The sequence below is a fragment of the Streptococcus rubneri genome, assembly GCF_004785935.1.
In the GTDB taxonomy this organism is placed as follows: Bacteria; Bacillota; Bacilli; order Lactobacillales; family Streptococcaceae; genus Streptococcus; species Streptococcus rubneri.
Window position 1 is genome coordinate 693,995 of sequence record NZ_SRRP01000001.1, and the last position, 25,302, is coordinate 719,296.

23 protein-coding genes and 2 pseudogenes are annotated in these 25,302 nt (G+C 32.1%); 3 read left to right on the forward strand and 22 right to left on the reverse strand.

Features of this window, described 5'->3' with window-relative positions; all coding sequences use genetic code 11:
* Positions 1-4 precede the first annotated feature (4 nt).
* From E5S68_RS03605 to E5S68_RS03665, 11 genes and pseudogenes are all read right to left on the reverse strand, one after another.
* Positions 5-790 carry an alpha/beta fold hydrolase gene (locus E5S68_RS03605; protein WP_135782382.1) on the reverse strand — a complete coding sequence of 262 codons (786 nt, stop codon included), beginning with the start codon at positions 788-790 and terminating at the stop codon, positions 5-7.
* 129 nt (positions 791-919) lie between these two features.
* Complete coding sequence (locus E5S68_RS03610) at positions 920-1,798, reverse strand: aminoglycoside phosphotransferase family protein (RefSeq protein ID WP_135782383.1); 879 nt, start codon at positions 1,796-1,798, stop codon at positions 920-922.
* A 106-nt stretch (positions 1,799-1,904) separates the two neighbouring features.
* On the reverse strand, positions 1,905-2,513 hold the full coding sequence (locus E5S68_RS03615) for a Type 1 glutamine amidotransferase-like domain-containing protein (RefSeq protein WP_135782384.1): 609 nt from the start codon (positions 2,511-2,513) through the stop codon (positions 1,905-1,907).
* Between the two features lie 47 nt (positions 2,514-2,560).
* The gene (gene aac(6') / locus E5S68_RS03620) at positions 2,561-2,989 is read right to left on the reverse strand and encodes an aminoglycoside 6'-N-acetyltransferase (protein ID WP_135782385.1); all 429 of its coding nucleotides are present in this window, start codon (positions 2,987-2,989) and stop codon (positions 2,561-2,563) included.
* 248 nt (positions 2,990-3,237) lie between these two features.
* A complete protein-coding gene (locus E5S68_RS03625) occupies positions 3,238-3,558 on the reverse strand; it encodes a TfoX/Sxy family protein (RefSeq protein WP_135782386.1) in 321 nt (106 codons plus the stop codon).
* Between the two features lie 78 nt (positions 3,559-3,636).
* Positions 3,637-3,720: pseudogene (locus E5S68_RS10615) on the reverse strand (VOC family protein); the annotation flags it as partial.
* Positions 3,721-3,839: 119 nt separating this feature from the next.
* Positions 3,840-4,331, reverse strand: coding sequence for a nucleotidyltransferase (locus E5S68_RS03635; protein WP_135782387.1), 492 nt, complete (start codon positions 4,329-4,331; stop codon positions 3,840-3,842).
* Between the two features lie 407 nt (positions 4,332-4,738).
* The gene (locus E5S68_RS03640) at positions 4,739-5,464 is read right to left on the reverse strand and encodes a CPBP family intramembrane glutamic endopeptidase (protein ID WP_234697724.1); all 726 of its coding nucleotides are present in this window, start codon (positions 5,462-5,464) and stop codon (positions 4,739-4,741) included.
* Positions 5,465-5,977: 513 nt separating this feature from the next.
* Entirely contained in the window at positions 5,978-7,756 is a 1,779-nt protein-coding gene (locus E5S68_RS03650; RefSeq protein WP_135782388.1) for a recombinase family protein, read from the reverse strand.
* Between the two features lie 490 nt (positions 7,757-8,246).
* Complete coding sequence (locus E5S68_RS03660; protein ID WP_049498444.1) at positions 8,247-8,468, reverse strand: helix-turn-helix domain-containing protein; 222 nt, start codon at positions 8,466-8,468, stop codon at positions 8,247-8,249.
* A gap of 997 nt (positions 8,469-9,465) precedes the next feature.
* Positions 9,466-9,663, reverse strand: a complete 198-nt coding sequence (locus tag E5S68_RS03665; RefSeq protein WP_135782389.1) for a helix-turn-helix domain-containing protein — start codon at positions 9,661-9,663, stop codon at positions 9,466-9,468.
* 309 nt (positions 9,664-9,972) lie between these two features.
* Between E5S68_RS03665 and E5S68_RS10900 the strand changes: the two are divergent.
* Positions 9,973-10,221 (forward strand): annotated as a pseudogene (locus E5S68_RS10900) (IS5/IS1182 family transposase); the annotation flags it as partial.
* 105 nt (positions 10,222-10,326) lie between these two features.
* Here E5S68_RS10900 and E5S68_RS03680 read toward each other — a convergent pair.
* The 8 genes from E5S68_RS03680 to E5S68_RS10785 all read right to left on the reverse strand — a co-directional run bounded on the left by E5S68_RS03680 (position 10,327) and on the right by E5S68_RS10785 (position 19,946).
* Positions 10,327-12,066 (reverse strand): S8 family peptidase, encoded by a 1,740-nt coding sequence (locus E5S68_RS03680; RefSeq protein ID WP_135782391.1) that lies wholly within the window; start codon positions 12,064-12,066, stop codon positions 10,327-10,329.
* A gap of 23 nt (positions 12,067-12,089) precedes the next feature.
* Complete coding sequence (locus E5S68_RS03685; protein ID WP_135782392.1) at positions 12,090-14,198, reverse strand: peptidase domain-containing ABC transporter; 2,109 nt, start codon at positions 14,196-14,198, stop codon at positions 12,090-12,092.
* Positions 14,195-15,124: a M50 family metallopeptidase gene (locus E5S68_RS03690; protein WP_135782393.1), complete on the reverse strand. Its 930-nt coding sequence runs from the start codon at positions 15,122-15,124 to the stop codon at positions 14,195-14,197. Before E5S68_RS03690 ends, E5S68_RS03685 begins: the two co-directional genes overlap by 4 nt.
* A complete protein-coding gene (locus E5S68_RS03695) occupies positions 15,105-15,809 on the reverse strand; it encodes a flavodoxin family protein (protein WP_135782394.1) in 705 nt (234 codons plus the stop codon). Before E5S68_RS03695 ends, E5S68_RS03690 begins: the two co-directional genes overlap by 20 nt.
* A gap of 349 nt (positions 15,810-16,158) precedes the next feature.
* Complete coding sequence (locus E5S68_RS03700; protein ID WP_135782395.1) at positions 16,159-19,149, reverse strand: type 2 lanthipeptide synthetase LanM family protein; 2,991 nt, start codon at positions 19,147-19,149, stop codon at positions 16,159-16,161.
* 116 nt (positions 19,150-19,265) lie between these two features.
* Positions 19,266-19,454 (reverse strand): two-peptide bacteriocin subunit PneA2, encoded by a 189-nt coding sequence (gene pneA2 / locus E5S68_RS03705; protein ID WP_135782396.1) that lies wholly within the window; start codon positions 19,452-19,454, stop codon positions 19,266-19,268.
* Positions 19,455-19,460: 6 nt separating this feature from the next.
* A complete protein-coding gene (locus E5S68_RS03710) occupies positions 19,461-19,685 on the reverse strand; it encodes a lichenicidin A2 family type 2 lantibiotic (RefSeq protein WP_135782397.1) in 225 nt (74 codons plus the stop codon).
* A 102-nt stretch (positions 19,686-19,787) separates the two neighbouring features.
* A complete protein-coding gene (locus E5S68_RS10785) occupies positions 19,788-19,946 on the reverse strand; it encodes a PhrA family quorum-sensing system peptide (RefSeq protein WP_338104514.1) in 159 nt (52 codons plus the stop codon).
* 204 nt (positions 19,947-20,150) lie between these two features.
* On the opposite strand from E5S68_RS10785, the gene E5S68_RS03715 reads away from it, so the two are divergent.
* Positions 20,151-21,014, forward strand: coding sequence for a helix-turn-helix domain-containing protein (locus E5S68_RS03715; RefSeq protein ID WP_135782398.1), 864 nt, complete (start codon positions 20,151-20,153; stop codon positions 21,012-21,014).
* 104 nt (positions 21,015-21,118) lie between these two features.
* On the opposite strand, the gene E5S68_RS03720 is transcribed toward E5S68_RS03715, so the two are convergent.
* The 3 genes from E5S68_RS03720 to E5S68_RS03730 are packed head-to-tail and all read right to left on the reverse strand — an operon-like array spanning position 21,119 to position 23,710.
* Positions 21,119-22,993, reverse strand: coding sequence for an SAG1250 family conjugative relaxase (locus E5S68_RS03720; RefSeq protein ID WP_135782399.1), 1,875 nt, complete (start codon positions 22,991-22,993; stop codon positions 21,119-21,121).
* Positions 22,980-23,345 (reverse strand): plasmid mobilization relaxosome protein MobC, encoded by a 366-nt coding sequence (gene mobC, locus E5S68_RS03725; protein WP_135782400.1) that lies wholly within the window; start codon positions 23,343-23,345, stop codon positions 22,980-22,982. Before mobC ends, E5S68_RS03720 begins: the two co-directional genes overlap by 14 nt.
* 2 nt (positions 23,346-23,347) lie before the next feature.
* On the reverse strand, positions 23,348-23,710 hold the full coding sequence (locus E5S68_RS03730) for an SAG1252 family conjugative relaxosome accessory protein (RefSeq protein ID WP_042361122.1): 363 nt from the start codon (positions 23,708-23,710) through the stop codon (positions 23,348-23,350).
* Between the two features lie 364 nt (positions 23,711-24,074).
* Here E5S68_RS03730 and E5S68_RS03735 point away from each other — a divergent pair, with 364 nt between their 5' ends.
* Positions 24,075-25,250: an ATP-binding protein gene (locus tag E5S68_RS03735; protein ID WP_023026930.1), complete on the forward strand. Its 1,176-nt coding sequence runs from the start codon at positions 24,075-24,077 to the stop codon at positions 25,248-25,250.
* Positions 25,251-25,302: the final 52 nt, after the last annotated feature.

The following is a 25,302-nucleotide window of genomic DNA, read 5'->3' on the forward strand; positions in this document are numbered from 1 at the left end:
CATATCAGATTTCCAATGGGTCGCTCTTTAAAAATGGTACCACCAACTCAATCCACTCTTGAGGCAGATAAGCTGATAAATAGCCGTGGTTATAGCCCTTTGCTTCATACAGGATCGTATTGGGATGGAGCTGCAGAAATAATTTTGCCGATGCTTTCACACAGTTCATTTCTTTTTCACCATAGATATACAGAACCTTGGCCTTGCTAGTAGAAATTGTATCCTTGAGCTTGTAACGCCCCATATAGGTTTTGTAAATAGTCACTAATGTTTTGATAGGCGTCCTTGGCAGATCCTCCAAATAATAAGCTTTTATCTCCTCTGGATAAGCCAGTTTAGGATAGAGTTTGTTCATCATGCTTAACTGGAGTTTACAAGAGAATTTACTGAACATCAGTTTGCCAAATAGGGACACTAGAAAGATGCTGAGTTTAGCTAACCTTGGTTGAGGAATACAGAGGCTTCCATCTATAATGGCCTTCTCAGCTATCTCGCTGTCTAAGGACAAAAGCTCCATAGCAATTTGACCACCAAGTGAAACACCACTAATCGCAAACAACTTTCCACCACAATTCTCTTTGATATAGTCCAAGATTTCCAAGGCAGAATCTTCCGTAGAAACATAATCAAGTTGATATTCTTCGCCGTGGCCATTCAAAGTAGGTAAAATAACACGGTATTCTTCTGACAAGAATCGTGCTTGGCGAAGATAGTTCCACCAAGAACTACCACCGCCATGTATCAGCAAGATAGGAGGCAAATTCTTATCACCAAATTCATGGAATTTCATGTTTAAACTCCTTACTGTAAGACTTTAACTCGTAGGGATAAAAATCATCTGTTTTAAAGATAGTTAGATATATTTGAAATTGAGCAAATAATCCTGACGTTTCTTCAAATTGATATTTAAGCTCTTTTATTATTCAGCCTTTTTCTCAATCAAATACCAACTAGGAATGATTTGCTCCATATTATCATACCATTCTAAAATTTCCTTAGCTTGATGTTGCATTACTGCTATTTCTTCGATTCCGTAAGGAACAGACCATGGCAGAGCACCAACTATGTTATTTATAATATAGATAGCAAGAAGTTTCCAAAATAAATCTGGAACCTTACCATCAAAATATCCATCTATCATACCAGATGAAAAAGAAGGCGAAACTTGAGCGGACCACACAATGCGATTGAACTCCTCCCAAGGATCTCCAAGATCAAATCGATCAAAGTCAATGACATAAATTTCTCCATCTTCACCAATCATGAAATTTCCGATATGATAATCTCCATGTTGGAAAACCTGAGGTCTGTCTTTTAACAATTCTCGATTTGCATTTAAATAATCAATAAAAATCTGACCATTTTCGTATTGAACGGGGCATTCTTTGTATTTTTTGATTTTGTCATCAATTTTACGATTAAAAAAGGATTCCCAATCTTCACGAACTTCTGTAACAGGAAGTGAATGAATTTTTTGAAGGATTCTTCCTGCTTTTACTCCGTAAGTGTATTGTTGTTCTTTCGAAACAATTAAAATGGTTTCTCTTGCATCTTTCCCGTCTATCCATTCGTGTAAAGAGTGTACCTCGTCATCGCAGAGTTCTATGCTAATCGGTTTACACATAGGAACTCCAAGAGAAGCTACTTTCTCCATCATATCAAATTCAAATTTTTTAGAATCTAACTTATCCTTATCAGAAACACGCAAGAAATATTTTTGCTGATTTTGATCTGTCACACAATATTTTTTATCATCTGACCAGCCTTTATTTATGGCTATCTTACTACTAAAATCCATCAAGCACTCTCCGATTCACTTTCCAACACTTCTTGCAGTTTTTACTAGTAACCCATCCAGTTCGTCTACACTTTAGTCACCTAGATCAAGATTTAGATAATGAAAACTAGTCAATTTTCTCTGTTATGTTTCCAAGTTTATCCAATACAAGACAGGAATGATCATTTAGTGGAATTATGGGAACATTAACGAGTTCTTCAGCTCTATCCTTATTAGCTTTATCATTCCAGGAATCATAATGGACACTAATTAAAAATTGACTAAAAAGTCCTAATCCATTTTTTATCTTTATCTGATGATCTACATTATCATTAGGTGAGACATAGACTTTTTCTCCTAATAATAGGGCTCCTGCAGAAAATCCCATAACTTTCACCCCTTTATTCAACATACGATCGATATAATTTTTGAACTCCTGATTGACATAAGTAGCTAGATACTTTTCCGTATTTCCACCACCGATAATAATTAGATCAGCATCTAGATAGCTATCAAAATTAATCTGCTCAGTGTCCAAGAGTAAGTAATCAGTGTTTAGGTTAGAAAAATGGCTTCGGAAAACTTCCGTGTACTTTTTCATATACGGTTCCCAATTTTCTCGATAAACTGTAAAAATGACAATTCTTTCGATCTTCCTTGATGACACAATTTTATTAACAATCGTATGGTTCTTTATCGGCGGATTTCCACCCATCAAAAAAATTTGTACGTCCAATCTTTCACACTTCCTAAAGATACATAAATTTTGACTACGTTCTGAAATTATAATTTCTTCTTAAAATGAATAATTCTATTTGCCTCCTGAAATCCAATATTGAGATGAAATCTTATAGAATCCGTATTCGTTAAAGTACAGTCACTTGCAAATTCCTTACATCCTTTATTTTTCGCCCATTCCTCACATTTTTTACAGAGATTTTTAGCAATATCCTTTAAACGATATTCCTCGTCGACAATAATCCCTTCTAAGTATCCAACAGGACTATATTTACAACCTTCAACATAATCAAATCTGAGTGAACATAGTGCTAGACCTACAATTGTGTCACCTTCAACTTCAGTAAAGATTGCAGTATTTTTGCCATTCGTATATTTTTTTACTTCATCAATAGCTTCTTTATCGGTCAATTGGGGCCATAATTGTTTCATTAGTTTAGCCGTTTTTATAGAATCTTTTGTTATTCCATCCATATTGATGTTCCTCCGCGAATTACAAGCAAATGTTACGAATCATGCTGTTACTTTGTTACTCATTGATTGATACCAATACCATCCCCTTCTACTTTTCGACTGTCTCAGATTGGAAGAGCAGTGGTACGACCTCAACATGAAACGAGCGAACACTAATTATGCTAGGTAGTCTTGTCTGTTCTATAAACTTTTTGACGATAGCATAAGGTTATCGTTAAATGGTATTACCTAGATAAACTGAGATTTTATTATTTCTTTTTCTTTGGTTTTGGTGCAGGTAACTCATCATACATTGAATTGAATAAGCCGGTTAAATATTCTTTGTTGTCAACATTATCCACCAATAGCATTTCCTTTGCACCTTCATACGGCAATTCGTATTCTACATTCGGCATATACGCAATTGCAGATTTGACAGGCTTCACTAAAAATCTATCATCATAAATTCCACCCATGATTTTCCCTCGATAATAAATTATATATTCACCCATCATTGCTCTATATGATATTTCTTCCAACTCGGACAATTGTTCTAAAATGAAATCTAAATATTCTTTACTTGAAGCCATTTTTGCTATCTCCCTTAATTACTAAAATTTCAATAGTCCATTTTCATCAAATTGAAAATTGGGTCTCCAAGAAACTTCTCAATAATATCCATCTAAATCCGAAAAATATGCGTGATATCCACCCCAGAAAAGTCCCTGTGGCTCTTTTACAATTTTTCCACCTGCTTTTTATTACTAATTCTAGTACTCGCAAATATAGTAGAAATTAAATAAGCAATAAAAATGATAATAAAAATAACATAGCAGCCAGTCTTACAACTTACTACTTTTCATATGATAATTTACAAATGTCTTTCCAACCACTCGATCTTTTTAAAATCCTTATTGTCATTGTGATCATTTCGATAGGAGTCTTGAGAAGAAGCTTTGTAAATACTTAGATACTGCTCCAGACTTGGAAGACGAAAAGTGATGCCTTCAATGTGAATAAGCTCTATATCCGATTCCGAAACTCCTGCAAAATCAGGTAAGGAATCGATACTTCCAAATTCAACACTCACTCTATCCTTTTGGAATTCATGCTCATGAATGTCTATTAAGACGTAGCCTAAGTCTTTCATCACTTTCATTATCTTGTCCCAGTCATAAATTCTGAGATGATCAGGTGCTTCCCAACCTCTAGGGTCACCAGGCACATGAATGTCAATGTCAGACGGCTCCCAATTTTCTTTCGTTCTAAACTCCAATCCCAAAGAACCCATCAGTGTTGGTGTAATTCCGACTCGATTTAAATGGAAACAAATGGTTTTAAATTCTTCAAATAAGAGACTCATGTTTATTCTAAACCTTTCATCTAACTGTTCGTTATTTCTACTTTATTACCTTAAACAAAATCACCTTCATTTTCTAGAGTATATCCAGTTGTTTAGGATACAAATTCTTTTCCTTCTTTTAAGGACCCAAATGCGACTAGATCTTTATAAGAAGGATTTTGATATAATTCCAACATATACATCTCTAGTCCTTCTGATTTTTGAACGATTATCCACATGTCACTAACAAACTCACACACTATACGTGAAACGAGTGAACACTAAGTATGTCAAGTGAACCTGTCTGCATATGGCAACATGTCTATAGACCTTTTAACGATAGCATAAGGTTATCGTTAAAAGTTATTACCTCTACAAACTGGTATTTGTTTAATATGATACCTTTAAATATATAAAATTCAAAAATACTACATAAATATCATTAAAAATACAATTCCAGCTACATTACAAAGAATGTGCGAAACTGTTGTAATCAAACAATTTCCTGTCTTTTTATAAATTATGGCATAGATTATACTGTCAATAAAAATCGTAAAAACATCATAGAATACGAGTCCAAAGTTTCCGATAGCAATATGGGCTATTGCAAACAATAAAGCAGACATAAATGCACAAACCCAAAATGGAAAAAATTTAATTGCTTTACCAAGGAAAAATCCACGCCATGCAATCTCCTCTACTAACGCTGCAATAACTATTTGAATCGTAAGAAGCGGTATTTTATTATAGGACAACATTGTATCTGTTCTTCCAATAACATGAGCAGAATACATCCCATTAAATATAATATCTCCAATAACCACCGACACTATAGCCGTAGCTACTGTAAGTAGTACCAGAGGAATTACCCATTGTTTTTTCATATCACTAAAAAAAGTTTTAAAGCGTAATCCTGATTCTATTTGCAATTTTTTGTCCATGTTATCGACAACAAAGAAAAATAGGATTCCTGCTATAACTGAAGCTCCTGCAATGGATGTTTCGGGTTTTATCTTTGTCAAAGATAATATAGCCATCAAAGCAATCCCCGTCATTGTTATATAGAATGTCTTATTTTTTATTTTAGTATAACCCCACATATAATTATTCCCTCCATAAATTCTAATTTGTCTTTGTTTAAAAATAAATCCCATTATTTAATTCCATAAACTATTTAGCAAACTTTGTTGCAAGTTCATGATCAAATGCAGTGGCTAAGGTTTCATCATTATTATTAGCTGTTGATGTCCAATTATATAATCCGTGCATTACATAGTCCATATCTATGATACAAAACTTAAACATACGGTCCATACAGCTATGCCCAATAAAACATAGTATTCTTCCCCTTTATCTGCAGAAGAAATCTACCCTCTTCTTTTTTGTAATAGACATCTATTCCACCCCAGTGTCTTAAACATAGTGTCTACTGGATTATTTACATCTTGACATCAAGTTTGGACAAAAGTGCCACACACTCGGCGGTTCAGACTTACCGTATCATTTCGTCGGTTTCTCTCCTCATTCTACGAGTCCTATACCCCAGGGCACCTTCTCGACCTTCGGTCTCACCTTGTCGCATGGGCAGATCATCTGCTTCTACTTCGCTGATACCTCAGCTCGTACAAGCAGTGATACTGCCTCAATATGGTGCGTTTGAGGATTATCTACGTTTCACTAACAAACTTACACACTCGACATGCGCTGTTTCCTTTATTTGTACACTTTTTTTCGTCATCGGTTACGGCATTAAAACACAATTTATCGTTTTCTATTTTAGCATTCTTTCTTTTAGATTTGTAAGATTTTGCATCTTTAGTCGAAGAATCTCCCGTTTTAAAAATTATAGTCAACATTGCTGGATCAATTTCTCCATCAGAATTTATTCCGCCTACTATTATTTTTTCAACGATACTTTCAAAAATGTCCTTGTCAAACTCCGTCAAAGTCTTTTGTGAAGTTAAAATTTCTTTAAAATTCTCTAATCTACTTTTTATATCAACTTCTGATTTTAAAGTTACTTCTAAGTTTACTTTTTCTTCTAAAAGTTTTTCTTTCTCAATTTGTATTTGATTAAATTTATCTTCATATACAGAATCACTTATTTTTCCATCAAGATTCATTGAAACTAATTTTTCTTCTTTTTTGTACAACGAATTTAATTTACTAACTATCTTATTCAATTCCACTTTTAAGGTATCATCAGTAAGCTCTTCTTTTATAATTTCAAGAAAGTCTTCAGTTAGGTTATGATTTTCATAAAACAACTGTTGGTAGCTCTGTAAAAAAGCATTTTCTATTGCTTTTTCCTCTATTCCTTTACTATGAATGCAATACTTTTTACCTCTCTTTATAGATGTTGTACAGTGCCAAATAATCTTTTTGTACTCTGAACTAGAGTGCCAACTTCTTCTAGACAGAACAGTACCACAAAAACCACATTCTAATCTACTGCTAAAAGGGTACATTCTTGAATATCTTTCTCGTTTACCTTTTGTATTTGCTATGGTTTTTTTGTTTCCTGATCTCCGTAATCTAATTTCTTGCGCCTGTGTAAAAATTTCTGGACTAATTATTGCATCATGATTATTTTTAATGTAGTATTTATCTTCTTCACCGAAATTTATTAAACGTCTCTTACTAATGGGGTCAACAGTGAAAGTTTTTCCCATTAGAATATCACCTTTATACTTCTCGTTTTTAATAATTCCTAAAACTGTTGTATCTTGCCAGTGATCAAGACCTCTCGGAGTTTTATAACCTAGTTCATCAAGTTCTCTAGCTATTGCCCTACCCCCAATACCATCAATGTATCGTTCAAAAATATAACGTACTATCTTGGCTTCTTTTTCATTTATTGATATCGACTTTGTATCTTGATTATAGTCATAACCAAGACAACCTTGAAAACCAATAAGTTCTCCACGTTGCATCTTCATTTTTAAACCTTTTTTAACATGGGCAGATGTATTTTCAACTTCCTGTTGAGCCACCGAACTCAATATCGTCAATAGCAACTCACCATCCATAGTTAAAGTATCAATATTTTCTTCTTCGAAATATACACCAATTTGTTTATCTTTGAGCAAACGAACATATTTGAGAGTATCTAATGTATTTCTAGCAAAGCGAGCAATGGCTTTGGTAATGATATAGTCTATTTTTCCATCAAGGCAATCTGAAATCAATCTTTGAAAATCTTGTCTTTTTCCAACTTGAGTTCCTGAAATCCCTTCATCAGCATAAATGTCAACCAAATTCCAATCTTGGTGCTGTGATATATACTCTCTATAATGACGAACTTGAGAATCATAGCTATTTTTTTGATCATCACTATCGGAACTAACACGACAATATGCTGCTACTCTCCTCGATAAAGAACCACTATTATCATTTCTTCTAGTTACTAAAGGATTTGCTTTTATAATTTCAACGTTATTTGACATGGCTTAACCTCCTATTTATCTGCATTTATTTTACCGCAACCAATAAAAAAGGTCAGCTAATTTGTGTATATTTTACGCAGTTTCAGCTTTATTTTTTCATATTCTTTTTCACTAATAAGTTTTTTTAGGAATAATAGATTTAGCATCTCTAGCTCGACTATATAATTTTCTAAATTTGATTTCAAAAAATCACTTCCCTTTTATCTTTTATCAATCTCCTCCATGGCATGACTGATGAAGTCATCATAAGAATTACACTTGCTGCTCTTTTACGGTGGCAGCCTGAACGGTCAGAAGTATCATTGTATATCATTTGTATCATGGCATATAAAGTATCGCTCTATTTTATTGATGGTTTTAATGTCGCTCTTATCATGGCGAGCCATTCAAAACTGCTCCACAAATGAGGAAAGTACCATTTTGGACTATTCAATTGTCAAAGAACAAATAAAAAATCTCCTCATTTTCACACACTACGAAATTGAGGAGATTATTTTCTAAAGCGAATTTTATCAGGAAAATCTGTCAATCCCAATAGATAGTCTGTACTGACATCGTAAAAGCTTGAGAGAGTTACCAATACATCTGCCGTCAAGGCATGCTCACCCCGTTCAATTTTAGCATAAGCTGAGTTTGTAAACGAAAGTATTTTAGCTATTTGTTTTTGGGTCAAATCGTGATCTTCCCTCAAATCTCTCAAACGTCTGTACATCTAGCTTTCTCCTGAGAAAAGTATAATATATAAAACTAAGAAATCTTTCAAAGTGTCCAAACTGGACATTTTGAACTAAAATTAATTTATTAAACACTTCTCATAAGCATATCTATTAACCGTCTGAGAGCAAAGATTTTATCAACTATTTAAAATTACTGACTTTCAAAAATTAGTCTTATTGTAAAATAAAGTGAAACACAAAAGAAATGTTTATCTAATATATTATAGTCTCAAAAATATTACAAAATTATAGAAAATATTCACAAATCAATCACACAAGCACTTCTCTGAAGCTGAACAATACTAAATTTTAGTTTTATTTAAACAAAGGAAAAAACTGCTTATACTGCTCGTCGTTAGGATAGAAAACGTTCTATTTTTATTTGTAAAACTAACCGAGATTCTGTAATACCGGTGAAACAAATCAATGATAGAAGATCTACTGATAACAGTATTATGCAAATCCAATCTAGAATTTTCATTATCATTCTATAGAAGCTAGCTATTACTTATAACTAAATAAGATTTAGCCTGACTTTCTGACAGAGTTCACATAAGTTAAGAAAGAAAAACCAAGGAGACATAGTATGAAAACTTTTATTCACACTTATAAATTCCAACATTTTGATTATGTGACTATTAGTCAGCATATTTCAGGAGTATAAAAAATTAAGCATTGAAAGTTGCACACTATATTTTACTACTGATTATTTCAAAACATTCCCTCCTAATAACAAGTTACTCTAAGTTGATCCCAGTGGGAATGATTGGTGATATTACTACTCATGGGAGTTTCACCCACTATCTTTTTACGATGGCAGCCTAAACGGTTAGAAGTATCATTGTCCTCACTTGTGTCATGGTTGATAGAGTACCACTCTATTTTATAGCTGACAGTTCTCGCTCATCTCACGGCGTATCTGGCTAAATTGCTCTACAAATGATTAAAGTCCCACTTTGGTCTATTCAGTTGTCAAGGGACAAAAGAAGGGTATTATTCCTTATCCATCTCTAGTAAAAAATCCGTAGTTACTCCATATAACTTTGCTAATTTCTTTAAGAATTGAGTTGGAACATCATGAATACCATTTTCTATTCTTGAATATGTAGACTGGGAACAATTTAGGTATCGTGAAATTTGACTTTGATTATAATCTCTGTCTTTTCTTAAATTTTTTATCCGAATATACATAGAAACCCTTCTGATATTATTTTAATCATTCAAAAATCAAAAAGGGAATCCTATGCAAAACTTGCATAAAGGATTTTTTTAGAGAAATCAGAAGCTAGAGGGATCTTTATCCTTAAGTAAAAGATATGAACGGAGCAACCGTCCCATAACAAAGTATATTGAAAAACGTTCCAAAGGAACTTAAACCCTGGAACGATTCTTCTATTTGTACTTTTCCAGAATTTTTTCAGCCCACGATAAATAATCCCCTAAAACCTCTATTTTAGCAAACGTCTCCTCGTTAGGTATTTTGTCTAGAAGATAAGTCATAGTAAAACCTACTTCATCATAATCAAGAGCAACGACCATCACTTTCAGAAAAGATTTCAGGAAACGGCTTATTTTCAAGAAATGGCTAAGCACCGGTATAAGATTGAAGCTAAGAATGAGAAATTGAAACAAAGGCACAGTTTTGATGTTGCGAGGGCATCAGTTCTTTTCAACATGGAGTTACAGGCTACCACGACCATATTAGTGGAGAATATGAAGAGGATTATGACATTAATCAACCAAAAATAGAGAAAAGTAAAGAGGAATCTACCCAATTATGAGATAGATTCCTCTTTTGACTCATTTTAGTTGAACTGTAGGACTTACTTTTTCAGAGGGCTCCAAATTTTATTTTCATTTACTTTTTTGAGCCCATAAAATATTTACCATACTTATAAAAAGTAGTAATACTCCAACTAAACTGACTTGTAATGAATTATATGTATTTTCTGAAGTGTTAGGTAAATAATTTTGAGAGTACCCTTCTCGGTCAATAGTAATAATATTGTGTGTGTTTATTTGTTTAATTTCAATAGTAGTTTGAATTCTCTCTTCCAACTCAATTAAATTAACATTATCTATGAAACTATCCCAACTTTGTTCATTTTTATATTCTGATTGTAACATATTCAAATCATATCTCAATACGTTTGGTATATTTAACACTTTTATACCATTTTTTACTGGTAATGTTTCTTCCAGAATTTTTTTTACAAACATATAATTATAGGGCTGATCTTTTAATTTGTATTTATCAATAATCATTGCAATCGTACCAGAAACTTTAGGAGCAGCAAATGAGTTTCCATAAAGATACGTATATCCTCCTAGTGTTGCCGAAAAAATCCAATCTTCTTTATATTTTTCTGCATTAATAAAGTTATTAAGTCCTAATTCTGAAAGAGACAATGTTGAGCCTGCAGGCGCATATATTGCATCAGAATCCCCTTTATTGCTAAAATCTGATAAATTACCTAAGCGATCTATGCCTCCGACCGAAATTGTAGATGAGAAATAACTTGGAACATCAACTACTAATCCTGGTTTTCTTACTTTTTTGCGTGAACTAATAAGTTTCAATAAATCTGACTGATTTGATACATTTAGGGAGTCATTCCCTAATGCAGCTACTATAATTACTCCTTTTTGATTCGCGTAATCAATAGCCTTTTTATACTTCAAAAATGTTTCAAAATCATTTGTTCCGTCCTCATATTCTCCATCAATCATTAAATATTGTCCAGTACTAAGATTGATAATATCATTGCCATCATCTACAGCATCAAAAATTGCTTTTACAATCCAATCTGGACTAGCCGACGACGTACCAAATATTCTATAGACGTTAACATTAACGTGAGGATTTACTCCATTAATATTGTCATCCCCTACAATTTGAGCTACAACAGCCGTACCATGACCTAATCTATCTTGAATATCTGATATTATTCCTTCCTCTCCCTCCTCTTTTCCTAAATATCCTTTATTGGGGACATAGTTTTTTGAGTGATTTGAAAGATTTTTCAGTAATCCAGTATTTTGTAAATCGACTCCTGAATCTAAAATAGCAATTGCAACTTCAGAATTACTTTTGGGATATAATTCATAACTTTCGCCTCCACCAGTAACTTTATCTATATCCCATTTATATTCTCTTACAATCGACGATTCTAAGTTATCTTCGTCATGCTCTAAATTTCCTCCTCTATTATCTAGATGAGAAACATTTTCCTTAATTTTATTATCTAAATTATCTTCGCCTAGTAAATTATTACTTTCAGAGTTAACGATATCGTTATTTAATTGTGATTCAAGTTCCAATTTACAACAGTTTTTTTCTAAATGTTCATCTGTTGTTACAAATAATTCTGCCTCATCGATTTGAATATAAAATTTATTTTGGTCTACTTCTTCTTGATCTTTATTAGAATAGTCAACCTGTTTTTCATCAGATTCAGAAAAACTTTCGCTAGTCTGAGTGTGAGTTATATTGCCATCAAGATTTTTAGGTATTTCTTGAGCAGTAACAGAATTATTGAACAAACAAAAGAATAATATCGCTAAAGTCCAATATTTTTTTTTCATAATCTTCATAAATTTACCCTTTTAATCCAAAACTAATTATTTGAATACAATTGCTTATAAATGCCTCCTAATTCAAGAAGTTCTCTATGGGTCCCAATCTCTACAATTTCACCATTATCCATTACTAAGATCTTATCTGCAGATTTGATAGTATCTAGTCGATGTGCAATTAAAATCTTAGTGGTACCGATTTCACTTAAGTAAGAAGTTGTAATTTGTTGAGATAAATTATCTAAACTACTTGTTGCTTCGTCCAAAACAACTACCGAAGGTTTCGACAAAAGACAACGAGCTAAAAGTATCATTTGCTGCTGTCCTCCAGAAAAGTTATTACCTTCTTCAGCGATGATTGTCTCTAATCCAAGAGGTAAAGATTTAACTACATTGCTAAGACCAATTGAATTTAGATTTGTCATTAATTCTTCATCTGAAACAAAGTGTCCAAATGTCAAATTCTCTCTTAAGGTACCATAACTCAGGGTTGAATTTTGTAACACTGCTCCAAAAATCTTTCTATACAATGTTTGACCAATTTCTTCTTTTTCTACTCCATCAACTTCTATTGAACCAATATTAGGTTCTAATAAACCTAATAAAATTTTAGCTAATGTACTCTTACCTGAACCTGATTCTCCAACAATAGCAACAGTTTCTCCTTTTTTAATAGTAACATTTATTCCTTTCAAAACATAATCATCAAATAATCCATATTTATACCAAATATCTTTTAATTCTATTTTTTTATCAAATTTTATTTCTTGACTGACTCTTTCTGGAATTAATTCGGATTTAGTATTAAACACATCCTCTATTCTTAAAAAATATCCCTTTAATAACATTAATTGTATATAGTTGTCACTTAAAGAAATTATAGGAGAAATAAAGTATGGTGAGACTGTACTTATTGCTACAATTTGTCCTAACGTCAATTGTTCGAATGTTTTTATATTTACACCTACAATAAGGGTCAAAACAGGGAGAATAATTTGTAAAACATTCGTTATACTACTAACAATTGATAAATGTATATCAAGTTTTCGACCTATGATGAGCTGTTTTGTATTAAAATTATCCCATTTATTAATCCAAAATTCCTCTTCTCCAGTTAGCTTAATATCACTATTTTTAGAAATTACTTCAGAAGTAATATTTTGAACATTAACCTTTTCTTTTATATTTTTATCAATTAAATTTTTTGAGATTTTTATGATTGGATACATTACAATAGATAGAGCTAGACTTAGTGATATTAAAAAGACCACCATGTACTTAGAATAGCTAAATAAAACCACAGCATAAACCACAATCATTAACAAATCAAGTATAGCTGCTATAAAATTATTCGATAGTATTTCTCTTATATAAACAATAGAATTAGCTCTAAAAAGTATATCCCCTAAAGTACGTTTTTCATAAAAACTGTAAGGTAAATATATCAAATGTTTCATAAAGTCATAGCTAATCTCTTTATCCATTATATATTTCAAAGACGCAACATATATCTGTCTTAATAAATACATTAGTGAGAATGAAATAGTAAATATAAATAATATAGTAAATAACATTCTAGACGAATACGAATCGTCCTTGAAATTCATGTCAATTATGTGTCTATTAGCTATAGGTACTAATGATTGTATTACATACAATAATGCTGTTACAAAAAATAAAATCCCTAGCTTATTCCTATACTTAAAAAAATATTTTAAAACAGGCGACTTTTTATTATCTTTATGAGGCATAAAGCTATCTAACTTTTTAAATGTTAAAATGATATTTGAATAATGTCTTTCAAATTCACTTATTGACATTCTCTGCCTGCCTTTTGCAGGATCTAAAATATAAAATTTGTTTTTACTAATTTTTTCAAGAATAATAAAATGAGAACTCTCCCAGAAGCAAATGAGTGGGAAACTGAGAGATTTTAAATCTCCTGCCGAAGCTTTAAAAGCATTGGAACTTATATTAAAATCTCCTAAAACTTTACTTATAGATAGGAGAGAGTATCCAGATCTGGATGATGGGTAGATTTCACGTAGTTCATTTAAAGAAATTTCATATTTAAAATAGTTCAATATCATGGCACAGCATGCTAATCCACATTCTGAATTTTCCATTTGATATATCATTGGAACTTTCACAATACTCCCTCCTTGTTCAAAATAAAGTCGATAATTTCTTCTTGTCTAAAATCTACTAATTTCTTTAGATACTTAATCTTTTTTAAATATTTATTATTTTTCGAGTAAATATAGTTTGACAAGGTAAAAACAACTTCTTCTGAAGATAAGTTCTGTGGAATAAACCAATCAGAAGATTTATGTAGTAATTTATAGTACTCACGGATAATATTTTCCTGAATATTTGAATCAAAAACTTCATTATTAGCAATTGTAAATGCTGATCCTTCACCTTTTACTTCAAAGTAAAGGTTTATCAAACATTTTTCAAATTTTGAAAAAAAAGATTTTTCTTTAGAGGTTAATTTTGCAAAATCGTCGATTGTTATATGAGGATTATTATAGAAACTATTCGCAAAGAATCTTTGATATGTTTTTGAATCTTTTGAATACAAAACTATCTCTCTAATAGCATTGCCATCTGTTCCATCAATTGGTAAACATACCGTAACTAGAAAAAGAATTATATTCAAAATAAAAAATTCTGATGCGTACGGCACAAATCCCAAAAGTGCTAATATTGCGACAATTAGGTTAGCTCCACCTCCCCCAAAGAAGTAGAACACCAAATTCCTATCACTATTTTTTTCATTAGTAATGTTTCTATTACTCATTTGACAATAACCGAATGCTAATAACACTGGAAATTTGAAATATATTTTTTTTCTAAAATAGAAGAAAAAGGGAGTAGCAAGCATCTCTAGTTTATAAGATAAACATCTTCCCACTAAAAAATGACCTAGTTCATGTAATATAACTGATATTAACGAAATTAAAATCAATCGAAAAAAATAGATTAATGAATCATTTGGAAAAATTATCAATAATAGGAACAATAACGGAGCCAAACATAAATATATGACAGAGTTATTTAATATTTTCAACATAATACCATTCCTCTAAACTATTAGCTTCAAAAAGGCGTTTTTTCTCCCAATACATCTTCTCAAAATGTTCGGAATCATAATTTTCTAAAATTAATTTTAATGTCTGGTAAGCTCTTTCTTGATAATCCGTTGTTTTGTACTTAATTTTCCCTTCAAGTACATCTTCAATTTTATAAGTTGCCTCCATCAACTGAGCCTCTGCAATATCTTTGAGTGAATTGGTAATTGAAACTTGGTGTAATATCTGTCCTCCCATATATGAAAATATATCTTTAAGATATTCTGACACATTATCAGAGCCGTTACTCTCAGCAACATCTAATGTTACAACAAACTTTCCAGCTAATCGAAAAAGATGGCTCCACCCCCCAATCCTTTCAATAAAGTTTTTTGTGTCCACAGATACGTTTTGTAAATATACAGGAGAAGAGATAATTATAATATCAGACTCTAATAACTCTTTTTTTATAATACCTCCATCATCAGCATTACTTTGCCTATCAATTCCTTTCTTAAACAACTCTTCTGAATCAGAATTAGATATTTTTAGCTCTGAATTGAAAGGTGTCCTGAAAGATATATCAACATTATTTCTACTAGAAATGATACTTGAAAGTCTCTTAGTATACTCTAAAGTCTTAGAGTTATGATTTCGCACTCCTGCATATATAAATATTTTATTCATTTTAATTCATCCTCTCAATTTGAATTTAGTAGATTTTTCAAGATAGTATGGTACAAAAACAGACTTTTGTTGGCTCACATTATTACATATGTTTTGTATTAAACCAAAATCAATACTATTTTTGGAGTAGTTTTGATTTTAGTTTAAAATCATTTCTATAACAGTAGCATATACCTCAAGCCGTTTAGCAATTAGAATAGAACCTTTCTTTATTATATTATTATTCTAATGAAAAGCTACACTATTAAAAATATTTTATAGAATTACATATTAAACTAGTCAATCTTGGTATTTTTATATTGCTTAATGAGTGGACACCTCTATTTTAGAAACAAAACTATAAATTAAGCTAGATCTCAAGTAATGAGGGGATAACTATCTTTTTGTCATTCTGATTCAGTGCGATATACCTTAAAAAAGTATAAGCAATACCAGTCACACCTGTATACAAAGAAAAATTTGGGAAATTGCTTGTTTGGACGATACGATACTCTCCTTCTTTTGATTTATTCATTACAACACTGCACAATAAAGACTCCAATTCCATACTAGTATCCATTTCTTTCATGTAGTCGATGTAAAAATTTATTATGGCCATACTTCCATGGCAAAATGTATCATTATCTAAACTAGCTACAATTCCCTCTGGAACACTTTGGGGATAATTAACTAATGTCCCAAATTCTCCACTACACCACTTCAAAGAATGAATTTTGATTTTCTCCCTAGGAACTAGTTGTAAAATTAATTCTTTATATTTTTTAAGTCTTGTCACTTTATAAATATTTTTTAATGTAAAAATTACACCTGATAGTCCATGGCCAAAACTATATCCAAAATTACTATTATCTCTCTCGCTTACATCATTATATAGCGTATCACCTAAACTTAATACTAGCCTTAGAACACGTTCCCTCTCTATTCCTCTCCTATAATATCTTACCAGTGTATTAATTAAAGGTAGAAGACCATTAATATAGTCAGACTTGTTTGAAACACTTGCAAAATCAGTCTTTTCAAGCTCAGTTAAAACACTCTTTATATAATTTAAGCATGGGAGAGTATTTGTATCGTAATCCTCTATAATGGATAGAACAATGAAATATCCTATATCCCCAGTTAAACCAAATGTGGTCTTAGATAAAGAAACAGATTGCGGAATTGCAGATAACATTTTATTGTACAGTTGAGTATATGATGATTTATCTTTCAATACTTTTACATAGTACATAAACAGTAGTATTCCAGCTCTACCCCTATACATATCATTACCCGTTTGTTCAAGACACCATTTAGAATCTTTAAAATTAACAGGTATACTCCAAATTGGATATTCGTCATAAATATTATTAATAACCAAAGAGTCTGCAATATTTTCTACTTCATTATGCAGAATAGTAACTAAACTTTCATTTGGGAGTTTTTTTCTATTAGATAAGTTTAATTTATATCCTTTTTTTCGCTGATCAAAGCTTGGAAAATAAATTTCAATGATATCAAGTTGCTTTTCTAAATTTTCCAAATTATTATTAGGTAAATATTTCATAAAATAGTCATATCCAGAAAATTGATGTAGGGAAATAAAATGATTTCCAAAATCATCGTAGATTTCATTGATATTTGTATCTGTATAAAAAATCGGAATATCTAATAACCTCATTTGTTCACATTCACTTGCTACAATACCTTGATTAGAAAACTTATTGCTCCAGAGATTTTCCAATGCTTTTTCTCTATCTAACATTTCTTCATAAAAATCAGGATGATATAAAAAAGATAGTACTGAAGCATAGCTATTTGTGTCTCTAAAAAGTACCCTTGTCTTTAAACCATACAAGTTTGCTTTTAATAGCATTTTAAATTCTTCTGTTTTATTTAACTCTTCAAATATCAAATAAAAATCCCTAAAACCTTTTTTGAAATCTTTTATATACTTATCAAATTCTATATCACCATCCCGAATAGGGAGGTTTTTCCCACCTTCAAAATCAATTTTCCCAATATCAAACTTTACCTTATCAGTATTTAAATTAATTAAAACTTGACCATTAAAAGCATCCTTCTTAAAACTTCCTGTAAGAGCACTAATCTCAACATCAAGACCATCCTCCCTTTTTACTCCCTCTGTTGGAAGAAGCAAAGTTCGAGTCACCCTGTGAAACAGGGTATCCAGCAAACTCTGACCAGTTTTATCATCAAATAGAGGTTGCTGTAACATTGTTTCAAAGTCTATTATTACAGGCATATCTCCATAGGAAATCAAATTTTCAAAATGTATATCACACCCATTAAATAAATATATAAATGCTAAAAGCACACCAAAATTATAATAATATTCAGGTAATTTTTTCTTTTGCTCTAGAGGTAGATAATCAATAAATTCTTCATAGCTGTGATCCGAATAAGCAATAGTTCGAGGTATTCTTATCCTAATTTTTTCATCAACCTTTCGGATATACTCAGCAATAGTATTTAGTGAGTTATTGATTATTAAATTTTTAGGCTTGTAAACAATTTTCGCGTCATCAAAGAAGAGTATCAAAACAGTTTTTCCTTGGCTGTGTGTATCACCCTTTCCAAATTTTATATCATTTAATTTCCCCCTTAGCCCTAATTCTTCTTCTAGCACACTAAAATCATTTTCTAAATTTGATAAAATTTCTATAAAATAAGTATAGAACCGAAGACAAGACTCCGATATTTGCCTCAGTAAAACGGGATATTTGTTATAAAAATTTAATATATTCTCTTCCTTGTCAAACAATGTTATAAAATATTTGTACCGTTGCTGCTCCGATTCCCCTTCAAGTAAACCTTTTTCACGCAATGAATTTATCTCTAAAACCAAAGGTTTAACAATCCAAGGATAGATTAAATCTTCTAAATAAAATACTAGAGAGGAAAAAATATTTCCATTCTTGTCAACCCACTCGTATTCTTTATTCTCTAGATAATTATTGATTAATTTAAGCAAATTAATAATAAAGGGTTCCAAAATTCTAGAAAAATCTTTCTTAAAATTAATTCTTTGGGGATGTTTTCTAAATATTTCAAATGAACCCTCCGCAAATTTATACCATTCCGAATTTTCGGCATATTCTGAATATAGTCTTATCTGTTCCTCGGTATAATCATAGTTCACAGTGTTAGAAAATATTTTTTTATTGTAATTATTTAATTTCAACATTTCTTCAAAAGTATTTTCAGAAATAATTGACATTGTAGAACGCCAATTATTTAATGAAAAGTTATTTAAGGAATTATCATTTCGTTCAGATAATATTTGATATCTTTCCTTAATAAACAATGTTTTATGCACATTTTTAAATTTATATTTCATTTACTTACCTCCAACCTATACGACTTACTATTGTTTTTAAAAAAAAACCTCTCTCAAAATTATTAGTTACGAGAGAGGAAAATAAAGAGCAACTTTTATTTTTAAAATTGAATATTTTATTTTTTCTTGTTGTCTTTGCCACAACGAGTCTGAGCTGAACCCAAATATGATGCAATAAAACTTAATGTAGCAGAACATATAATTGATGATCTAGGGTCAGCACCATCTGTGCCACCATAAACCAATTGCATTTCTTCAAGGGATAATTCTTTCAAACTCTTTCCGATTACAAAATCATTTTTCATTTTAATTTACCCCAAACAATCATTATTGTAGCTAAATATCCCCCCAATACCAGAAATAATTGCACTAATGCATACTTTCGAGCTACGTGCAGCTGATTTCAAAATAGTAGGAGTAGGCGTCCAAAGTGGCTCTGCACCATCAGATGCACCATAAATTAAACTCATTTCATCAGCAGACAATGATTTTAAACTTTTTCCACAAAATTTTTCGTTTGAATTAAAGTTGGTCATAACTAATAACTCCTCCTTATAAAAAGTTAAATAAGTTGCTCTATATTTTTCGTTTTTTCAGATAAATTATAATTCTCTCATTCTCGTGCAAAATATCGGGTTTTAATCCGCCTTACCTACATCAAGTCCATTAGACTTCTTTTGTGACTTCACTCGAATGTCATATTGCCTATCTTTCTGAATAAACTGTTGGTAAGGAATTGTATTACTAAACATAAAAACACCTAGTAATACAAATGTAACTAATTTTTTTATTTCCACGTTTTTTTCTCATGCAATGAAACCCCTTTCTGTTTCCTTGTTTTTATTCTAACATATATATATTACTTAGTCAATTGTTTTTATTACATTTTGAACTTTTTTTTTTTTTTATTACCATAGAGAATTATTTATTCCTTTAACTTGCTATTTTGAACTAAAAATTTTATAATGAAATTAAGCAAATAGGAAGGTTTATTATCTTTAATGAATACACTCGCAGAGAAATTCAGATTGAAAAGAAAAGAGTTGAGACTCTCCCAACAAACTCTTGCAGAAGGAATTTGTGAACAAAGTCAGATTAGTAAAATTGAGAGAGGGCATTTCATTCCCTCCGCAGACCTTTTGTTCAAACTCTCACAACGACTTGAAGTACCATTAGATTATTTTTTTAATGAACAAATTGAAATTAAATCTAACCTCTCTAATTTCAAGCAATTATCTGCTCGCCTATTGGATGATAGAAATTATAACGATTTAGAATATCTTTATAAAATAGAGATAGAGAGAGGTAGCTTTCTAACACTAGAAGATCGAACTTACCTTGAATGGATTAAAGCTATTATTGACTTCTATCAATATGACAGTAAGTGTGAGGCTATTTCTTCATTGGAAAATATATTATTAAAAGTCTCCTCAAATACTCTGATTTATTTAAAGGTATTAAATACTCTATCTAATTTCTATTCCTTAGTGGGTCGTGAACAAGAATATGAGGCAAACTACTCTCATTTAATGGAGTTATATCAGACAAAAAATTTTGAGCATCAAGAGTTTTTATTTGGCTACATCAGAGTTCGTTACAACTACGCTCACTACCTAGTGTCAAAGGAAAAATATAACGAAGCCATCCAAGAAGCTCTTGAGACGATTGAACTCTGTAAACAAAGACAGACAAGCTACCAACTGGCTCCTCTACTTATTCTTGTAGGAAATGCTGGAGCCAAATTTCTAGACAAAGAACAAGTCAAAAATTATTATATAGAAGCAAGAGAGCTATGCAAGATTTATAACAATCCTTTAATGTTGATGAAGATAGAAAATTATTTGAAAGAATTAGATACTGTTTAGTTAATCTTGACATTATAGTTTTTCTGAAACGTTAAATAACCTGTAAGGCTGATAGTGAAATTAATACTATCAGCCTTATAATTTTTCCATGGTATCTCAAATAACTATACTGATTTTGTTTCCCGTTCTAATTTAGTAACATTTTGATTTCTTGTGTTATCAAATATATTGATAAAATTCTCTAATCTCCTAACCTTATATTCATAATCATCTATCCATTTAGTCATAAATCTTTGATTTTCTTCGATTTCTTTCTCCACCTGCTCCAGTTTGATAGCTGAAGTCAGGTTCATCTTGGCATAGTCATATTTTGCCAGTCTTCTATTTTCTGGGTCTGAGTTGTTGAGATTGATTAAGACCTCTGCTACCTTGTTTAGATGAGCAACCTTATCCTGCAAATCTGTAATGGTCAAATCCAGCTGGGCGATTTCCTTGATTAACTCATCTTTGATTTCCTGGTAAGACTGATTGTTAAGGTCTAATTCGATAAGAAGATTCACCTCTGCGATTTTCTCTTTGAGGTTGGCAATGGTTGACCGCCTACGTTTAGGGATATGCGTGCTGCCGTGAGTAAGTTGACGGATTAGTTCACGCCCTCTCATGTAACGATTGAGGTCTGAACTTTCTTTGTTATAGATGAAAAACTGGGCGGTCTCTCGTATAAAGACATGGTAGGACTTGTCTTGTTCGTTCTCATGAATATCCAAGTTTCGGTTTGGGATAAAGACCAAGCCGTCTTTTTTGACGCCGTAATTCATCTTGATGAAAAGACCTTCCTTGACCACCTTATCAATCTGATACTCGGCTAGAACAACTTCAAACTCCTGAATCTGGTCATGTTTCTCTTTGAACTCCTTATAGGCTGTTAGGAGTTCCTCACTTGAGAGTTTATCCTTGTCCTGATCTTCTTGATAGGTCTTCAAATCATAGACAAAGTTAGTCAAGTCAGACTCTGTTATGCTTTCTCTTTGGTCAAAATAATCCTCAAAGAACTGGACATCGTACAAATTCTTCGTACTGACCTTTTTATTCTCTATAGAAATGGTTCGACCGTTCTCAGTCAAGGTAAAGGTCACATGCTTTTTCTTCAAGGAGATTGTCAGGTTTAACTGCTCTGCCATTTCCAAAAGATGAGAGAGGTCACGGGCTCTAGGCAAAAGAAAATCCAATCGCTGCTCAATGGCTCGTGTCGCAAACTGCTCTCGGAAATAGTCCTCGGTGTAGAGCTGTCTCTTATCCAGCTGCTTACCGCGAATGACCTGTTTCATCTCTCGGTCAGTCATAAGGAATCTGGCGTGCTTGTGGGAAAAATCCATCTCCACATTTAGAGCAGAAGCCTTGGCCAAAAAGTCCTCAAAGTTTTTGCTGTGTTTCATGAGAAAATAAAGCCGTTGCTTGAGTTCAAACTTATGATTGGTCTTGCGGTAAGCCTCAAACTTCTCGTGCGAATAACGGTTAGGCTGGATAATCGTTGCTCCTGCTTCCTTGGCCAAGCGGTCAGAAATCATGCGAAGGTTTCTCTCTTGAGCGTAATCCCATTTGAGCTTCTTGTCAGAATTGAGGTCGACAGAGTTTATCAGGATATGATTATGCACATGGTTTCTATCTGTGTGGGTTGTCACGATAAAACGAAAGTTTCCACCTGTCAGTTCCTTAATGGTCTCGTAGCCAATGCGGTTGATTTCCTCTGGTGTCAGCTTATCATCAGGCGAGAAAGACTGAATCAAGTGATGGGCATGGATTTTAGTTTGTTTGATCTGTTGGCGGTCGTTTCTGGAATCGTAGAGCCTGTCATTGTTAATTAAGTTGGCCTCATACATATCCACCATCTCCTCATAACTAGGAAAAACCAAATAGTTCCTCATGCCAAAATCAGAAACCAACTTCAACTGCTCCGTCTTTTCAGGATTGAGAATATACTTGATGAGGCTCTTGCGGTACTTGGTGCTGTGAACCGCAAAGTGCTTAGTGACTACCATAAAACTCCTTCAGTTGCTGGCATTTAATATTAAAGTCACTTTCAACTTCTTTAATCAATTGACCAATGCCCTGTACCAACAACTCACGGTCACATGGTTTTAAGATGTGAGTCTGATTGACCGTCCGTGCAATTTGATTAAGGTTGTTTCCGATACGCTTCAGTTCAAAGACCAGATCTTCATAGTTGCTGGTATCAATGGTTAGGAAGGTCATGTTAGGGTTAAGCAAAACTTTTCTGGCATAAGCAGAGAAATTTTTACAGCAACTCTGTCCGATACGGTCGTACAAGGTCGCAAGTTCTTGGTCTGTCAGAAAAACTTTTTTAAGATTAGTTCGGTAACGATTTTCCATCCCTAACCTCCCATGTACTTGTCCCGAAAGTCTTGACTAAGTGGGATAGCCTGGTTAACCTCTGCTATTAGCTCCTGTACGCAGGTCAAGATAATCCGTAGGTGCTCTGCTGTGACTTGGTTGCTTTGTTCAGCCAAGGTAGTCACCTGTAAAATATCTCGGCTGATTTGTTCAATCTTTTGAGATTGCCAGAGAGTAAACCAGCGAATCAAAACGTCTTCGTGAGACTCTTTTTTCAATAAATTTTGGCGAAGGAATTCGGAGAAACTCTCCAATTGCTGTTCTCTCATCATTTCTTTTATCTTATTATCCTCCTGTCTTGTTATCCTGAATTGTTTTCTGATTAACTTAATATCTTGTCTCATGGTTTTATCCTTTCAAAAAATTACTTGCCTGACAATGTAAGGCAGCCTCACACTGTCAGTACACTTCCTAAAAGCCTCAAAAGTTTCTTTTTCGGCTTTTGCGAGCTCAGATATTGTGTCCACAATATCCCAAAAATCATATCGCCAGCCGATCAAAACCTTCTAAGTTCTGTCAGCCAACGATAAGAAACTATGGTGGCTATGCCCCCAAACCCCCAGTCAAAAATCAAGACTTGATTTTCTTAGGAATGATATTAGGATAACAGGGAAGATTTGAAAAAGGTATCACAGCTAATATAGTTGTGATTGACTTTCTCTGATTCTATGATAAAATTTCTGTAAACTAATTTTTGGAGAAATAAAAATGCTGAGTCTTGATCAAATACATTTACTATTGAATACTCCCGAAGATGTGTTTCATGATTTTAAACAAAAATGGCATCATTCAAAAACTGAATTGGTGCGTGATATCTTAAATTTTGTCAATACATCACATCACGAAGATTGTTATATCATCTTTGGAATTGATAATATCACTTTAGATATAATTGGTGTAAACAATGATGATAATAGAAGAAATGAAGAAGATCTAACAGATTTACTACATAAACTCTTTATATCAACAAATAATCAAATTAAAATTAGCATACAAACTGAAACTATAGACAACAAAGAAATTGACATCTTAATTATTCATGATACAGATAAAGTTCCTGTATTTTTAACAAAAGATTATAAGCCTAAGAAAGATACTGCATTACCAAAAGGATTAATATATGCTAGAAATGGCTCTATAAATACTCCTAAAGACTCCTCTGCTCCTTTTGAGTTAATAAATAAGTTGTTTCAAAAGTTTAATCATACCGACTTAAATATCAAAGAGCAGTATTTTCATGTTTTAAAAGACTATAAAAATTGGTTCTTCATTGAAAATGAAGACGGAAGATTTTTTATTTATAATCCTAATCCCGATTTTTATATTAAACTTGCCGACGATGATGCAAATCGTTTCAAAACTATGCCTTATAGTTTAAATCAATACCAGACTAATATTGATTGGCAATTAGTACAACTTCGATATCGTCATCTTACAATTGACGAATGTATGGCTATGTATTTAGATCAAGGTAATTGTCTAGTCCCTTCCCCTGAAGTAGAAAGTTTTAAAATAGATTATCAGGAGACTATTTATTATCACTGTTTATACAAAAATACTTTAAAGTACCAATTGCTGAAAGTATTTTCTTCAATACCTGGTCTCGAAAAATATCCTTTAACTAGATTTAAAAATAGTATAGTAATTTATGACACAAAATTAGAATTGAAAAAGACTCACAACTTGATAAATAGTAAATTCTCATCAAAAGACATAGTGAATCAACTTGAAGTTACAGAAAAAGATTTCGATTTTTACTATAAAAAAGCTAGACATAAAAATCCTGATTATAGCATACAAGAAAATCAAGTAAATCTAACTGAATTAAACTTAGTTAGATTATTGAATAGTTTTCAAAAAACATATCTTGATAACCCACTATAATCAATCTTTTTAACTAGTAAAAAAGATAAAACAGGCATAGAAATTAGTTTAT

Coding starts and splice junctions, on each gene's coding strand:
- E5S68_RS03650 (WP_135782388.1), bottom strand. CDS start 7,756: ATGTCAAATAACGTTGAAATTATAAAAGCAAATCCTTTAGTAACTAGA.
- E5S68_RS03640 (WP_234697724.1), bottom strand. CDS start 5,464: ATGGGATTTATTTTTAAACAAAGACAAATTAGAATTTATGGAGGGAAT.
- E5S68_RS03635 (WP_135782387.1), bottom strand. CDS start 4,331: ATGAGTCTCTTATTTGAAGAATTTAAAACCATTTGTTTCCATTTAAAT.
- mobC (WP_135782400.1), bottom strand. CDS start 23,345: ATGGAAAATCGTTACCGAACTAATCTTAAAAAAGTTTTTCTGACAGAC.
- E5S68_RS03700 (WP_135782395.1), bottom strand. CDS start 19,149: ATGAAATATAAATTTAAAAATGTGCATAAAACATTGTTTATTAAGGAA.
- E5S68_RS03720 (WP_135782399.1), bottom strand. CDS start 22,993: ATGGTAGTCACTAAGCACTTTGCGGTTCACAGCACCAAGTACCGCAAG.
- E5S68_RS03605 (WP_135782382.1), bottom strand. CDS start 790: ATGAAATTCCATGAATTTGGTGATAAGAATTTGCCTCCTATCTTGCTG.
- E5S68_RS03610 (WP_135782383.1), bottom strand. CDS start 1,798: ATGGATTTTAGTAGTAAGATAGCCATAAATAAAGGCTGGTCAGATGAT.
- E5S68_RS03690 (WP_135782393.1), bottom strand. CDS start 15,124: ATGTTGAAAATATTAAATAACTCTGTCATATATTTATGTTTGGCTCCG.
- E5S68_RS03715 (WP_135782398.1), top strand. CDS start 20,151: ATGAATACACTCGCAGAGAAATTCAGATTGAAAAGAAAAGAGTTGAGA.
- E5S68_RS03695 (WP_135782394.1), bottom strand. CDS start 15,809: ATGAATAAAATATTTATATATGCAGGAGTGCGAAATCATAACTCTAAG.
- E5S68_RS03730 (WP_042361122.1), bottom strand. CDS start 23,710: ATGAGACAAGATATTAAGTTAATCAGAAAACAATTCAGGATAACAAGA.
- E5S68_RS03625 (WP_135782386.1), bottom strand. CDS start 3,558: ATGGCTTCAAGTAAAGAATATTTAGATTTCATTTTAGAACAATTGTCC.
- E5S68_RS03710 (WP_135782397.1), bottom strand. CDS start 19,685: ATGACCAACTTTAATTCAAACGAAAAATTTTGTGGAAAAAGTTTAAAA.
- E5S68_RS03665 (WP_135782389.1), bottom strand. CDS start 9,663: ATGTATATTCGGATAAAAAATTTAAGAAAAGACAGAGATTATAATCAA.
- pneA2 (WP_135782396.1), bottom strand. CDS start 19,454: ATGAAAAATGATTTTGTAATCGGAAAGAGTTTGAAAGAATTATCCCTT.
- E5S68_RS03660 (WP_049498444.1), bottom strand. CDS start 8,468: ATGTACAGACGTTTGAGAGATTTGAGGGAAGATCACGATTTGACCCAA.
- E5S68_RS03680 (WP_135782391.1), bottom strand. CDS start 12,066: ATGAAGATTATGAAAAAAAAATATTGGACTTTAGCGATATTATTCTTT.
- E5S68_RS03735 (WP_023026930.1), top strand. CDS start 24,075: ATGCTGAGTCTTGATCAAATACATTTACTATTGAATACTCCCGAAGAT.